The following is a 14,332-nucleotide window of genomic DNA, read 5'->3' as shown; positions in this document are numbered from 1 at the left end:
TGAGGCGGCACAGGTGGGCGCAGGGGGTGCCCTGCTGACGCACGCCAGTGCCACCCACCCGGCACCCCCGACGGACGTCCCGCAGCCGACACCGGACGCCGTACCCGACAGCCCGTCCCCGGCCCCGGCCCCGGCCCCGACCGAGGCCGCAACCACAAACACACCCGCACCCACACCCCGCCCCCAGAACACCACCACCCTTCCTTGGGGCATCGCCGTCCTCACCGCAGGCCTCGCCGTGGAGACCTACGCCGGCAACACGGCTGCCCCCGCGCCCGACGCCACCCCCTCCGCCGGCGTCCTCTTCGGCTGGGCCCTCACCGTCCTGGGCCTCGCCATGGCCGGCCCCGGCCTCACCCACCTGTGCGGCCGTCTGCTCCAGACCGCCCGCCCCGGCGCCCTGCGCCTCCTGGCCGGCCGAGTCCTGATGGAGGAGTCGCACCGCGTCGGCCGCCCCCTCGGCGTCGTCTGCGCCGTGGCCTCCGCGACGTACGCGGGGTCCGTCCTGTACGGCACGGACGGACCGGACTTCGGCCCGCTGAGCGTCCTCGGCGCCCTCCTGGTCGCCGGCTGCACGGTGGCCACCCTCCTCACCGCGGCCGTCGAGGCCAAACACGCCCGCGCCGACACGACGGAGGCCCTGCTGCGGCTGGGCGCGCCGCCGGCCACACTGCGCGCCGCCGCCGCCGTGCGCGCCGGCGCGCTGCTCGCCCTGTTCGGCCCGTTGACCCTGATCGTCGCGCAACTGGCGTCACTGCCCCTGGCCGGCTGACCCGCACCCGCCGACCCGGCCGAGAAAGATTCTCGAAGAAATTCGCGAACCAGCGATGAGTTCCGCCCGCCCCTCGCGTCTAACCCTTCGAACAGCACGACAACAGCAGGACACCGACGGGAGAGGCCCTCATGTACCAGCAGATGATCTTCGTGAACCTGGCCACCAACGACCTCGACGCCTCGAAGAAGTTCTTCACCGGGCTCGGCTACGAGATCAACGCCCAGTTCAGCGACGAAACCACCGCGTCGATCCCGCTGAGCGAGACCATCGTCGTGATGGTGCACACGCCGGAGAAGTACCGCCAGTTCACGAAGAAGGACATCGTGGACTCGACGAAGTCCAGCGAGGTGCTGATCGCGCTGAGCGCCGAGAGCCGCGAGAAGGTCGACGAGCTGGTGGAGAAGGCGGTCGCGGCCGGCGGTTCGGTCTCCGGCGAGACCCAGGACCACGGCTTCATGTACGGCCGGGCCTTCGACGACGTGGACGGCCACACCTTCGAGGTCGTGTGGATGGACCCGGCGGCGGTCGAGGGCTGAGCCGGGCGCATGCCTAGCATGGGCGGGTGGATCCGACACCCGCCCGGCCCAAGGCCCGGTCACAGGCCCAGCTCCAGTCCCACCACGCCTCCCACGACCGGGAGATCGAGAGCCTCGCCGAGTTCGACTCCGTCGTCTCGGCGCACGGCACACTCGCCCACTACCGCGTCCAGGCCGTCGATCTGACGGCCCGTACGGACGCCCTGATGTCCGCGGACCCCACGGGCGCCGTCTTCCTCGGCTGCCCGATGGCACCCGAGGCGGCCACCCGGGTGCGCGCCGCCGGCGCCCTGGTCTTCCCGCCCATACCGGGCCTGCCCTTCGATCCGTACCGCGGACGCGTCTACTCCCCCGACGAGCTGTACGCCCGTCTGGACGGGGGGTACGAGGCGACACCGGACGCCCTCGCCTACGACTGGTTCCAGCAGACCAAGGCGGACGGCGACGTCTTCGCCTCCATGCTGCGCGCGATCCACGACGACTCCGTCTCCGACGCGATCGACGAACTCCTCACCGGCGCCGGGGTGGTGGGCGTCATGGGCGGTCACGCCATGGCGCGCGGCACCAGGTCGTACGCGGGCGCCGCCCGCCTGGGCCGCGAACTGGCCCGCGCCGGGTTCACCGTGGCCACCGGCGGCGGTCCGGGCGCGATGGAGGCGGCGAACCTGGGCGCCTACGCGGCCCCGTTCGACGACGGGATGCTGGACGACGCGCTGCTGCTCCTCGCCAAGGTCGCGTCGTTCACCCCGTCGATCACCGACTGGGCGCGGTCCGCGTTCGAGGTCCGTGAACGCTGGCCCGCGGGTGGCGCCTCGGTCGGCATCCCGACCTGGTTCTACGGCCACGAGCCGCCCAACGCCTTCGCCGCGCACATCGCCAAGTACTTCGCCAACGCCACCCGCGAGGAGGGTCTGCTGGCCCGCTCCAACGCGGGCGTGGTCTTCCTGCCGGGCGCCGCCGGGACCGTACAGGAGATCTTCGACAACGCGACGCCGAACTACTACGAGTCGCGGGGCGAGCCCACGCCGATGGTGCTGGTGGACCGGGCGCACTGGACGGAGAAGCTGCCCGCGTGGCCGCTGCTCACGTCGCTCGCCGGGGGACGGACGATGGAGTCCCGGATCGCGCTCGTCGACCGGATCGAGGAGGCCCCCGGAGCGCTGAAACGTCTCGGTGGTTAATAAGACGGCAAAGCCAACGCCCTTGGCAGGCATATGCGTTGACACTGCTTATGTACCGCTTATAGACCAGTGAGGCTCGTGGGTGTGCTGATGCCGATCATCACGCGTCAGCACCCTCTCCACCCCCCGCATCTGCGCTCCCGTAAAGGACAAACGTGGCAGTCCTGTCCATACTCAGAAGCACCGCATCCCGCCGTGGCGTCCGCGCCCTCGGCGTCGCCTCCGCCTCGGTGGCCCTGGCGATCGGCGCCGCCGGCAACGCGCTCGCCTGCGACATCAGCGAGTTCTCCGCCGCCGCCAAGTGCGAAGGCGACAAGGGTGTCATCACCGTCACCGACGTGGACCCGGCCGGCATCCCCGCCACCGTCACCGTCTACCTGCAGAACAACGGTGCCGACGCCGAGAAGATCGGCGAGCAGGTGGTCAAGGGATCACGCGAGGGCAGCACCATCACTTTCGCCGCGGACTGGAAGCCGAACGCCGAGTACCGCATCCATGTCAAGGCCGACAAGTACGTCGACGAGGACATCAAGCCGAACCTCGTGACCCCGTCGACCCCCTGCAAGACGGAGGACACCCCGACCCCGACTCCGACCCCGTCGGAGAGCTCCTCCACCCCGGCCGAGGAGACGGAGACGCCGGCCCCGGCACCGTCCACGTCGGCCCCGGCGCCGTCCCAGAGCGAGAGCACCGCTCCGGCGGCCGTGCCGAGCAACAACGCCCCGTCCCCGGCGGCCGGTGAGTCCAACCTCGCCGAGACCGGCGCGAACTCCAACACCGGCATGATCGCCGGCATCGCGGCGGCTCTGGTCGCCATCGGTGGCGGCGCGGTCTTCTTCGGCCTGCGCCGTCGCGGAGCGAACAGCAACCGCTGACGCCTCGCGCCTCCGTACGCAGCGGTGGCCCGTCCCCGGCCGGGGACGGGCCACCGTCACGTCGTCCCGCCTCGCCTCGACTCGCCTCGACTGACGCCGCCAGGCGACGCCCGGCGTCGCCTCAGCCGAACGCCGCCTTCTCCAGCCAGAGTTCCAGCAGCTCGCGGTCGCCGAGCACCTGGAGCCCGGGGGTGTCCAGCGGAAGCCTGCGGTAGAAGGCCAGCAACACGTCCGTGAGCGGCCCCCGCAGGGCCACGGTCGCCTTCTCGTGGGCGCGGCGCCACGTGACGCCCTCCTCGGGCAGCTCGATCAGCCATTCGGCGCCGAGGTCCGCGGCGGTGTCGGTGGCGTGCAGATGGATGCTCCGACCGGGCGCTCGCAGGCCCTTGGCCGGCCCGTCCGGCAGTACCCGCTGGACGAACCGCACGATCTCCAGCCACTCGTCGATCGCGTCGGCCGCCACCTCGGCGGCGACCGCCTCGCGCGGACGGCCCGCCGCGAGGGCCGCGTCCGCCCCGTGGACGACGAGTTCGTGCGTCATCCGGCGGGCCCAGAAGCCCGCGGTGTGGTTCCCGGACCACGACCACGCCCGCCCGTCCGGTCCGGCCTCCCGCAGCGCGCGCACGACCGTCTCCCCGGACTCCGCCAGCCACGCCTCCAGCGCGGCCGCGTCCCCCGTCACCCGCGGGCCCTCGGATCCGGGCGCGCGGTCCAACGGGACGTCCTCCTCGGCGCGGGTACGGACGATCAGCTCCGTCCAGCGCAGGGCGCGGCCGACGTGCCGCACCAGGTCCTCCAGCGTCCAGTCCGGGCAGGTCGGCACTGTGGCGGACAGGTCGGCGCCGGAGGACAGCACGGCACCGAACCGGCCCACTTGGTGGGCGATTTCATCGCAGTAGCGGTCGTGGGCAAGGAGTGTCATGCCTCCTACCCTACGAACCGGATGATCATCGCAACACGACGATTTCCGCCCCGTCGAACTCCACCCCCGTCGTGTCCCCGACCTCCGGTGCCGCCCGCAGCGCGCACGCCGCCTCCAGGCGCGGCGCGTCCTCGGGCTGGAGGTGGACGGCGACATGGGTGCCCCGGAAGGTACGCGCGGTGACCGTGCAGCGCAGGCCCTGGCCGGCGGCCACCATGCGCACGCCGGCGGGCCGGACGAGCAGGGTACGGGCACCCTGCGGAGCATCCTCGGGGACCGGCACCTTGCCCCACGGGGTGTCGGCGGCCTGCCCGGTGACGGTCACGTCGACCACGTTGTCGAAGCCGAGGAAGCGCGCCACGAAGGCGTCGGCGGGCCGCTGCCACACCTCCAGCGGCGTCCCCGACTGGGCGATCCGCCCGTCCCGCATCACCACGACCCGGTCGGCGAGCGCGAAGGCCTCCCCCTGGTCGTGCGTCACGGCGAGCACGGTCGTACCCAACCGGCCGAACATCTGCCGGAGTTCGACGACCAGGCGCTCCCGCAGCGAGCGGTCGAGCTGGCCGAGCGGCTCGTCCAGCATCAGCAGCCGGGGCCGGGGCGCGAGGGCGCGGGCCAGCGCCACCCTCTGCTGCTCACCGCCGGAGAGCGCGGCGACGGACCGGCGCTCAGCGCCCGGCAGCCCGACCAGCTCCAGCAACTCCCCCACGCGCTCCCGTTGTCCGCCGCGGGAGGCGCCACGCATGCGCGGTCCGAAGGCGATGTTTCCGGCCACGTCGCGCTGCGGGAAGAGCTGATGGTCCTGGAACATCAGCCCGACCTCGCGCTTGTGCGCGGGCACCCCGGTCTGGTCCCGCCCGCCGAGCGTCACCCGCCCGGCGTCCAGCGGCTGGAGCCCGGCGACCGCCCGCAGCAGCGTCGACTTGCCGCTGCCGCTGGGCCCGAGCACGCACACGACCTCGTGCTCGGCGACCCCCAGGTCGACGGCGTCGAGCACGGCCCGCCCACCGAAACGGACGGTCGCGCCTTCGAGGCTCAGCAGCATCCGTAGAACTCCCGCATCCCTAGAACTCCCGCATCCCTAGAACTCCGCGCATCCCTAGAACTCCCCGCTCCGGTCGGTCCGCAGCCGCTCCAGCACCACCAGGGCCACGGCGCACACCAGCATCAGAATCGTCGACAGGGCCATCGCCTGGCCGTAGTTCATGTCCCCGGGCCGTCCCAGCAACCGCGCCACGGCGACCGGCAGCGTCGGGTTGTCGGGCCGCGCGATGAACACGGTCGCGCCGAACTCCCCGAGCGACACCGCGAAGGCGAAACCGGCCGCGACCAGCAGCGCCCGCCGCACCATCGGCAGGTCCACCTCCCGCCACACCCGCCACGGCGACGCCCCGAGTACCGCCGCCGCCTCCCGCAGCCGTACATCCACCGCCCGGAGCACCGGCAGCATGGTCCGTACCACGAAGGGGACGCCGACCAGCGCCTGCGCGAGCGGCACGAGGATCCAGGAGGCTCTGAGATCCAGCGGGGGTTCGTCCAGCGCGATCAGGAACCCGAAGCCGACCGTCACGGCGGACACCCCGAGCGGCAGCATCAGCAACGCGTCGAAACCGCGTACGAAGCGGCCCGCGTCGCGGCGGGTGAGCGCGGTGGCGGCCAGCGCGCCGATCACCACGGCGATGGCGGTGGCGGCGACGGCGTACTGGAGGCTGTTGCCGACGGCCTCGATGGGCGGGACGAGGAAGGTGCCGCCGTCCTCCCGGGTCAGCGCCCGGTAGTAGCCGAACCCGGGAGCGCCGAGCGACCGCTCGACCAGCACGGCGAGCGGCAGCACGAGCAGCACGGCGACGGTGACCAGGACCCCGGCCAGCAGCGCCCACTGCCCGGTCCCGCGCGGCCGGCGCGCGGTCGTGGCCGCGTCCACCAGCCGCAGGGCCGTCTCCCGCCGCCGTACCGTCCAGGCGTGCACGGCGAGGATGGCGGCCACCGCGGCGAACTGGATCAGCGTCAGCACGGCGGCCGTGGACAGGTCGAAGATCTGCGAGGTCTGCCGGTAGATCTCCACCTCCAGGGTGGAGAAGGCCGGTCCGCCGAGGATCTGGACGACGCCGAAGGACGTGAAGGTGAACAGGAACACCATCAGCGCGGCGGCGGCCACGGCGGGCGCCAGCGCGGGCAGCGTCACCTGCCGCCAGGCCTTCAGCCGCGAGGCGCCGAGCATCCGTGCGGCCTCCTCCTGCCGCGGGTCGAGCTGCGCCCAGAGGCCGCCTACGGTGCGTACGACGACGGCGTAGTTGAAGAAGACGTGTGCGAGCAGGATCGCCCACACGGTGGTGTCCAGCCGTACGCCCCACAGCTCGTCGAGCAGCCCGCCGCGTCCGACCAGCGCGAGGAACGCCGTACCGACGACGACCGTCGGCAGCACGAACGGGACGGTCACCACGGCCCGCAGGACCTGCTTGCCGGGGAAGTCGAACCGGGCGAAGACGTACGCGCCGGGCAGTGCGATGAGCAGGGTCAGCGCGGTGGAGGCCAGCGCCTGCCAGGTGGTGAACCACAGCACGTGCCGGACGTCGGGCTGGGCGAGTACGTCCGCAACGCGTCCGAACTGCCAGGATCCGTCGATCCGCAGTCCGCGCGCGACGATCGCGGCCACGGGGTAGGCGAAGAACACCGCGAAGAACGCGACGGGCACGGCCATCAGGGCGAGCCGCGCCGCGCTCCCGCGGGAAGTCCTGGCCTTGCCTACTTCAGTACGAGTGAGGTCCACGACTTGACCCACTGGTCGCGATTGCCGGCGATCCTCGCCGGGTCCATGGTCTGCGGATCCTCGGCCTCGGGCCCGAACCTCCGGAACGCCTCGGGGATCTCGGCGCCCTTCCGCACCGGGTAGACGAACATGTTCAGCGGCATGTCCTCTTGGAACTGCTTGCCGATGAGGAAGTCGAGCAGCGCCTTGCCGCCCTCGGGGTTCTCGGCGTTGCTCAGCAGGCCCGCGTACTCGACCTGCTGGAAGCAGGTGCCGGTGGCGACGCCCGTCGGCGCGGTGTCGGGCTGCGGGTCGGCGTAGATGACCTCGGCGGGCGGGGAGGAGGCGTAGGAGACGACGAGCGGGCGGTCGCCCTTTGCCTTCTTGCCGCCGGACGAACCGGAGAACTCCTCGTTGTACGCCTGCTCCCAGCCGTCGACGACCTTTACGCCGTTCGCCTTCAGCTTCTTCCAGTAGTCCCGCCAGCCGTCGTCCCCGTACTCGGCGGCGGTGCCGAGCAGGAAGCCGAGGCCGGGCGAGGAGGTGCCCGCGTTCTCGGTGACGAGCAGGTCCTTGTACTCGGGCTTGATCAGGTCGTCGAACGAGTCCGGCGGGGTCAGCTTGTGCTCGCTGAAGTACGCCTTGTCGTAGTTGACGCAGACGTCGCCGGTGGTGACGGGCGTGACCCGGTGCTTGTCCTGGTCGGCCCGGTACTCGGGGAGGACCAGGTCGGAGTCCTTCGCCTCGTACGGCTGGAACAGCCCGTTGTCGAGCGCGCGGGACAGCAGTGTGTTGTCGACGCCGAAGAAGACGTCGCCCTGCGGGTTGTCCTTGGTGAGGACGGCCTTGTTGACGGCCTGCCCGGCGTCGCCGTCCTCCAGGACCCGGACCTTGTAGCCGGAGCTCTTCTCGAAGGCGGCGATGACGTCCTTCGAGGCGGCCCACGAGTTGTGGCTGACGAGGGTCACGGTCTTGGCGTCGCCGGAGCCCTGGCTGCCGCCGTCGGACGACGATCCGCAGGCGGCCAGGCCGCCGACCATACCGAGCCCGACGGCCAGGACGGTGGCCTTCTTGGTGATGCTCACTGAATTCCTCCTGGGTGACCAGGAGAAGACGCGGCCCCGCCCGGAACCCTGGCGAGGGTCCCGGGCAGGGCGCAACAGCTCGAGTGGTGACCGATCTCCCTACCCAGAATGACCTGGGCCAGGTTCGGAGGGTCTGCGGCCGGTGCCGCACTCTCAGCGCTGTGGCGCTCCCCTGTCGGAATATGAAGATGTGGTTCCGGACGTACTTCCGTATGAAGTTGTCGTACGACGATGCACGACGCCGGTCAGGTTACCGCTCGCTCGCGGCGAGCTGACCACACGCCCCGTCGATCTCCTGACCACGGGTGTCCCGGATCGTCACCGGTACGCCATGCGCCGCGATCGCCTCGACGAACGCCTTCTCGTCCTCGGGCCGCGAAGCGGTCCACTTCGAGCCGGGCGTGGGGTTGAGCGGGATGAGGTTGACGTGCACGGGCCTGCCCTTGAGCATCCGCCCGAGCCGGTCACCGCGCCACGCCTGGTCGTTGATGTCCCGGATCAGCGCGTACTCGATCGACAGCCGCCGGCCCGACCGCTCCGCGTACTCGAACCCGGCGTCGAGCACCTCACGCACCTTCCACCGGGTGTTGACCGGGACGAGGGTGTCGCGCAGCTCGTCGTCGGGGGCGTGCAGCGAGATGGCGAGGCGGCACTTGAAGCCCTCGTCGGCGAAACGGTGGATCGCCGGCACGAGGCCGACCGTGGAGACGGTGATGCCGCGCTGGGACAGACCCAGTCCGTCGGGCTCGGGGTCGGTGAGGCGGCGGATGGAGCCGACGACGCGGTTGTAGTTGGCGAGGGGCTCGCCCATGCCCATGAATACGATGTTGCTGAGCCGGGCCGGTCCTCCGGGGACCTCACCGTCCCGCAGGGCGCGCATCCCGTCCACGATCTGGTGCACGATCTCGGCGGTGGACAGATTCCGGTCCAGGCCCGCCTGCCCCGTGGCACAGAACGGGCAGTTCATGCCGCAGCCCGCCTGGGAGCTGATGCACATGGTCACCCGGTCGGGGTAGCGCATGAGGACGGACTCGACGAGCGTGCCGTCGAACAGCTTCCACAGCGTCTTGCGCGTGGTGCCCTGGTCGGTCGACAAGTGCCGCACGACCGACATCAGCTCGGGCAGCAGCGCCTCCCGGAGCCCCTGGCGCGAGCCGGCGGGAATATCCGTCCACTGCTCGGGGTCGTGCGCGTACCGCGCGAAGTAGTGCTGCGAGAGCTGCTTCGCACGGAACGGCTTCTCGCCGATCGCGGCGACGGCCTCCTTGCGCTCGGCGGGCGTGAGGTCGGCGAGGTGCCGCGGCGGCTTCTTGGCTCCGCGGGGGGCGACGAATGTGAGTTCTCCGGGCTTAGGCATGACTCAACCAGTGTCGCAGATCGACTTGGGTGGCCTGCGGGAGACCAGGCCGCGTGACCGGGCGCCCGGATCGGCGTTGTGACTTCCGATCGGTGAGGCAGGGGATGTCGGTGTCGTTCCGGCAGCTCCCGCGGCGCCGCATCGCCGCTTGACCTGGACCAAACTTGAGCTTTTAGGCTCCGTTCGAAGCCACAGGGACCGAGCCGCAGGAACCCGATCCGCAGGAACCGATCAGCGTGCCTTTTCGAGGAGGTTCGCCATGAGCGAGCACACAGCCCACTTCACGATCCCCGACCGCTACCGCTATGCCGTGATCCCACACATCATGGTCGACGACGCCGCCGCGGCGATCGACTTCTACCGGCGGGCGTTCGGCGCCCGCGAGAACTTCCGGATCGATGCTCCGGACGGCGGGATCATGCACGCCGAGATCACCATCGGGCGGTCGACCCTGATGCTGGGCGACTCCAGCGTGGACGAGGCGGAGGCCGCCTCGTTCGCCGCGCCGGCCTCGCTGGGCGGGGGCACGTCCGTCACGTTGCACGTCTTCGTGCCGGACGTGGACAGCCTGGCGGAGCGGGCAGAGGCCGCCGGCGCGGAGATCCTCCAGCCGCCGAAGGACATGTTCCACGGTGACCGCACCGTCATCCTCAAGGACCCTTCGGGTCACATGTGGGTGTTTCTGACCCACATCGAGGACGTCTCGGAGGAGGAACTGCGGCGCCGCCTGACTGCTGCCGGGTGACCACGATGGCCATATGCCCGGATCGGATACCGAGAGGCCCGCCGCCCAGGGGGCAGCGGGCCTTACCCGTCAGGACAACGACCGGGCCGTCAGCCGGAACCGACGAAGATCACCAACAGCAGCCACACCACCGGCGCCGTCGGCAGCAGCGAGTCCAGGCGGTCCATGATGCCGCCGTGGCCCGGGAGCAGCGTGCCCATGTCCTTGATGCCGAGGTCCCGCTTGATCATGGACTCGCCGAGGTCGCCCAGTGTGGCGCTGACGGCGACCGCGAGGCCGAGCAGCAGGCCCTGCCACCAGATGCCGTCGTCGATCATGAACTGCATGCACAGCGCACCGGCCACCATCGCGAACGCCACTGCTCCGAGCAGGCCCTCACGGGTCTTGCCGGGGCTGATGCGCGGGGCGAGCTTGTTCTTGCCGAAGCGCCAGCCGACGGCGTAGGCCCCGGTGTCGCTGACGACCGTCAGCAGGAGAAAGACCAGGACGCGCCACGCACCGTCGTCGGCCATGAGCATCATCGCGACGAACGTGGCCAGGAAAGGAACGTAGAACGCGGCGAAGAGCCCCGCCGTGACGTCCTTGAGGTAGCCCTCCGGCGGCTCGGTCATCCGCCATACGAGGACCGCCAGCGCCGTGAGAGCCATGGCGACCCACGCGCCCTCGGCACCCCGCACATACCCGGCGATCACCATCGCCGCGCCGCCGATCGCGAGCGGCACGAGGGGCGCCTTGATGCCCTTGCGCTCCTCCAGCCGCTTGGTCAGCTCCCACAGGCCCACCACGACGGCGACCGCGACCACACCGACGAAGACGGCCTTGACGACGAACAGCGACGCGACGATCACCGCGCCGAGCCCGACGCCGACCCCTATCGCCGCGCCCAGGTCGCGCCCCGCGGTCTTCTTCTGCGGCTGCGGCTGCGCCGGCTGGGGGGCGTCGGGCATGGGCTCCGGATTCTGCGGCACCGCCGCATACGGCTGCGCCGACGGATTCTCTCCGCGATGCGTCTCGTCGCGGAACGGCTCGTCTCGGAACAGGGGGCCGCTCAGCCGAGCGGCCCCCTGACCGTCATCCTGGTCTCCGCCGTGTTCGGGTACGTCGGGCACGATGGGCATGGGGCGAGTCTGCTGCGCGTAATGCGCATCGTACGCGGGACCCGCCGGGGCAGCCCCCTGGACAGGCCCCTGGTCGGACGCCCCCCAGTACCCGGCTTGTGGCGGCGCTCCCCAGGAAGAGTCGTTCATCAGACCTCGAGCAGCTCCGCTTCCTTGTGCTTCAGGAGCTCGTCCACCTGGGCGACGTACTTGGCGGTGGTGTCGTCGAGCTCCTTCTCCGCGCGGCGGCCCTCGTCCTCGCCGATGTCGCCGTCCTTGACCATCTTGTCGATGGCGTCCTTGGCCTTGCGGCGCACGGAGCGGATGGAGACCTTGGCGTCCTCGGCCTTGCTCTTGGCGACCTTGATGTAGTCGCGGCGGCGCTCCTCGGTGAGCTCGGGGAACACCACCCGGATGATGTTGCCGTCGTTGCTGGGGTTGACGCCCAGGTCGGAGTCGCGGATCGCCTGTTCGATGTTGCGCAGGGCGCTCTTGTCGAAGGGGGTCACCACGGCCATGCGCGGCTCGGGCACGGAGAACGAGGCCAGCTGGTTGATCGGCGTCAGCGCGCCGTAGTAGTCGGCCACGATCTTGTTGAACATCGCCGGGTGCGCACGGCCGGTGCGGATCGCGGCGAAGTCCTCCTTGGCGACCACGACGGCCTTCTCCATCTTCTCCTCGGCCTCGAGGAGGGTCTCTTCGATCACCACTTGCTCCTGCGTGTCTTGAGTAGGCCCGGCTGCGGTTCCCTGTCGGGCCGGCGGCCGGCTGCGTCGCGTTCTTCCTGCACGGTTCCCGACCGGCGGGACATTGTCCATCCCCCGGTCCGGTCCCGTCCCGTCCGTCCCCCGGACAGGTGGCGTCCGCGGACAGGGGGTGCTTCTCCGGTCAGTCCCGGCTGCCTTGGTCACCCACAAGCGTGCCGATCTTCTCACCCTTGACGGCGCGGGCGATATTGCCCTCCTTCAGAAGCTCGAAGACCACGATCGGGAGGCTGTTGTCGCGGCAGAGCGTGACGGCCGTCGCGTCGGCGACCTTCAGGTCGCGGGTGATGACCTCGCCGTACCCGAGCGCGTCGAACTTCACGGCGTCCGGGTTGGTCTTCGGGTCGGAGTCGTAGACCCCGTCCACGCCGTTCTTGCCCATGAGCAGCGCCTCGGCGTCGATCTCGAGGGCGCGCTGGGCGGCGGTGGTGTCGGTGGAGAAGTAGGGCATGCCCATGCCGGCGCCGAAGATGACCACGCGGCCCTTCTCCAGGTGACGCACGGCGCGCAGCGGGATGTACGGCTCGGCGACCTGGCCCATGGTGATGGCGGTCTGCACGCGGCAGTCGACGCCCTCCTTCTCCAGGAAGTCCTGGAGGGCCAGGCAGTTCATCACGGTGCCGAGCATGCCCATGTAGTCGGAGCGGGCGCGGTCCATGCCGCGCACCTGCAGCTCGGCGCCACGGAAGAAGTTGCCGCCGCCGATGACGATCGCGATCTGCGCGCCGTCCCGGACGACGGCCGCGATCTCACGGGCGATGGCGTGCACCACGTCGGGGTCGACGCCCAGGCCCCCACCGCCGGAGAAGGCCTCTCCGGACAGCTTCAGCATGAAGCGGCCGCGTACTTTGCCGTCGTCGCTCTTCTCGGCCTTGGTGGTCATGGAGATCTCGCCTCTTTTACGTGGGTCACACACACGAAGAAGGCCACTGCCGGTGGGGGCGTGTTTCGCATCCCATACGCGGCAATGGCCTCCTCGTCAGATCTGCTGTCGTCCGCCGCCACGCGCGCGTACGCAACGGCGTACGCGAACGGCGCCGACGACTGCTGTCGACCCTACCGGGGTCGCGCGTCCGTCGCGGTACGGACTCAGATGCCGACCTTGATGCGCGAGAAGCGCTTCAGGGTGACACCGGCCTCGTCCAGCACCTTCTGCACGGACTTCTTGTTGTCGAGCGCGTAGGGCTGGCCCAGCAGCGTGGCGTCCTTGAAGAAGCCGTTGAGGCGACCCTCGACGATCTTCGGCAGGGCGGCCTCGGGCTTGCCCTCGGCGCGGGTGGTCTCCTCGGCGACGCGGCGCTCGGACTCGACGACCTCGGCCGGGACGTCCTCCTTGGAGAGGTACTTCGGCGCGAAGGCGGCGATGTGCTGGGCGACGCCCTTGGCGATCTCGGCGTTCGGCTTGTCCAGCTCGACGAGGACACCGATCTGCGGGGGCAGGTCGGGCATCGTGCGGTGCATGTACGCGGTCACGAAGCCGCCGGAGAACTGCGCGAAGCGGTCCAGGACGATCTTCTCGCCGAGGTTGGCGTTGGCCTCGTCCACGAACGCCTGCACGGTCTTGCCGGACTCGATCTCGGAGGCGAGGAGCGCCTCGAGGTCGGCCGGGGCGGCCTTGGCGACATGCTCGGCGATGGCCTTGGCGACGTTCTGGAACTTGTCGCCCTTGGCGACGAAGTCCGTCTCGCACTTCAGCTCGACGAGGACACCCGAGGTGTTGTCGTCGGCGATGATCGAGACGACGGCGCCGTTCTCGGCAGAGCGGCCCTCGCGCTTGGCGACGCCCTTCTGACCCTTGATGCGGAGCGCCTCGACGGCCTTCTCGACGCTGCCGTCGGCCTCGTCCAGCGCCTTCTTGCAGTCCATCATGCCGGCGCCGGTAAGCTCACGAAGCTTCTTGACGTCGGCGGCGGTGTAGTTCGCCATGAGTCTGTGAATCTTTCTGGAAGTCTGGAAGATCGAAGATCTTGCGGGCATCCGGACCTGCGTGGAGCTGCAGGTCCGTGTCCCTCCACCGACCTACGGGTGAACGGCGGGAGCGGATCTCATGTCACCGCTCCCGCCGTCGACGCCGACGGGACGGTCAGGCCTGCTCGCCCTCGGCGGCCGGAGCCTCGGCGGCGGGCGCCTCCTCGGCCGGGGCCTCGGTGGCGGCAGCCTCGGCGGCGGGGGCCTCGGCGGCGGGGGCGGCCTCGGCAGCCGGAGCCTCGGCGGGCTTCTCGGCGGTCTCGGCGTCGGCCTTCTTC

13 protein-coding genes, 1 pseudogene and 1 riboswitch are annotated in these 14,332 nt (G+C 70.6%); of the genes and pseudogenes, 5 read left to right on the top strand and 9 right to left on the bottom strand.

Annotated elements, in window-relative coordinates; translation table 11 throughout:
• From EBH09_RS26685 to EBH09_RS26670, 4 genes and pseudogenes are all read left to right on the top strand, one after another.
• Window positions 1-772, top strand: a pseudogene (locus EBH09_RS26685) (hypothetical protein); the annotation flags it as partial.
• A gap of 131 nt (window positions 773-903) precedes the next feature.
• Window positions 904-1,311: a VOC family protein gene (locus EBH09_RS26680; RefSeq protein WP_121749418.1), complete on the top strand. Its 408-nt coding sequence runs from the start codon at window positions 904-906 to the stop codon at window positions 1,309-1,311.
• A gap of 26 nt (window positions 1,312-1,337) precedes the next feature.
• Complete coding sequence (locus EBH09_RS26675) at window positions 1,338-2,492, top strand: LOG family protein (protein ID WP_121749417.1); 1,155 nt, start codon at window positions 1,338-1,340, stop codon at window positions 2,490-2,492.
• A gap of 155 nt (window positions 2,493-2,647) precedes the next feature.
• Window positions 2,648-3,367, top strand: coding sequence for an LAETG motif-containing sortase-dependent surface protein (locus EBH09_RS26670; RefSeq protein WP_121749416.1), 720 nt, complete (start codon window positions 2,648-2,650; stop codon window positions 3,365-3,367).
• Between the two features lie 121 nt (window positions 3,368-3,488).
• Here the strand turns inward: EBH09_RS26670 and EBH09_RS26665 are convergent, their stop codons facing one another.
• The 5 genes from EBH09_RS26665 to rlmN form a co-directional block, all read right to left on the bottom strand.
• The gene (locus EBH09_RS26665; protein WP_121749415.1) at window positions 3,489-4,289 is read right to left on the bottom strand and encodes a maleylpyruvate isomerase family mycothiol-dependent enzyme; all 801 of its coding nucleotides are present in this window, start codon (window positions 4,287-4,289) and stop codon (window positions 3,489-3,491) included.
• 25 nt (window positions 4,290-4,314) lie between these two features.
• Window positions 4,315-5,334, bottom strand: coding sequence for an ABC transporter ATP-binding protein (locus EBH09_RS26660; protein WP_121749414.1), 1,020 nt, complete (start codon window positions 5,332-5,334; stop codon window positions 4,315-4,317).
• A gap of 54 nt (window positions 5,335-5,388) precedes the next feature.
• Complete coding sequence (locus EBH09_RS26655) at window positions 5,389-6,990, bottom strand: iron ABC transporter permease (protein ID WP_121749413.1); 1,602 nt, start codon at window positions 6,988-6,990, stop codon at window positions 5,389-5,391.
• Window positions 6,991-7,034: 44 nt separating this feature from the next.
• A complete protein-coding gene (locus EBH09_RS26650) occupies window positions 7,035-8,123 on the bottom strand; it encodes a thiamine ABC transporter substrate-binding protein (RefSeq protein ID WP_193776546.1) in 1,089 nt (362 codons plus the stop codon).
• 78 nt (window positions 8,124-8,201) lie between these two features.
• Window positions 8,202-8,307, bottom strand: a riboswitch (TPP riboswitch).
• Window positions 8,308-8,373: 66 nt separating this feature from the next.
• A complete protein-coding gene (gene rlmN / locus EBH09_RS26645; RefSeq protein ID WP_121749412.1) occupies window positions 8,374-9,480 on the bottom strand; it encodes a 23S rRNA (adenine(2503)-C(2))-methyltransferase RlmN in 1,107 nt (368 codons plus the stop codon).
• Between the two features lie 259 nt (window positions 9,481-9,739).
• Here rlmN and EBH09_RS26640 point away from each other — a divergent pair, with 259 nt between their 5' ends.
• Window positions 9,740-10,225 carry a VOC family protein gene (locus EBH09_RS26640; RefSeq protein WP_121749411.1) on the top strand — a complete coding sequence of 162 codons (486 nt, stop codon included), beginning with the start codon at window positions 9,740-9,742 and terminating at the stop codon, window positions 10,223-10,225.
• Window positions 10,226-10,314: 89 nt separating this feature from the next.
• Here the strand turns inward: EBH09_RS26640 and EBH09_RS26635 are convergent, their stop codons facing one another.
• The 4 genes from EBH09_RS26635 to tsf all read right to left on the bottom strand — a co-directional run bounded on the left by EBH09_RS26635 (window position 10,315) and on the right by tsf (window position 14,012).
• Entirely contained in the window at window positions 10,315-11,472 is a 1,158-nt protein-coding gene (locus EBH09_RS26635; RefSeq protein ID WP_121749410.1) for a phosphatidate cytidylyltransferase, read from the bottom strand.
• A complete protein-coding gene (gene frr, locus EBH09_RS26630) occupies window positions 11,472-12,029 on the bottom strand; it encodes a ribosome recycling factor (protein WP_121749565.1) in 558 nt (185 codons plus the stop codon). The genes EBH09_RS26635 and frr overlap by 1 nt, the downstream gene beginning before the upstream one ends.
• 181 nt (window positions 12,030-12,210) lie before the next feature.
• The gene (gene pyrH / locus EBH09_RS26625) at window positions 12,211-12,969 is read right to left on the bottom strand and encodes a UMP kinase (RefSeq protein WP_007444937.1); all 759 of its coding nucleotides are present in this window, start codon (window positions 12,967-12,969) and stop codon (window positions 12,211-12,213) included.
• Between the two features lie 206 nt (window positions 12,970-13,175).
• Entirely contained in the window at window positions 13,176-14,012 is an 837-nt protein-coding gene (tsf, locus tag EBH09_RS26620; protein WP_121749409.1) for a translation elongation factor Ts, read from the bottom strand.
• Between the last annotated feature and the right edge of the window lie 320 nt (window positions 14,013-14,332).

The organism is Streptomyces sp. E2N166, assembly GCF_003671715.1.
GTDB classification, from domain to species: domain Bacteria; phylum Actinomycetota; class Actinomycetes; order Streptomycetales; family Streptomycetaceae; genus Streptomyces; species Streptomyces thinghirensis.
The sequence above is the reverse complement of the archived record's forward strand: the minus strand, read 5'-3'. Positions and strand labels throughout refer to the sequence as shown.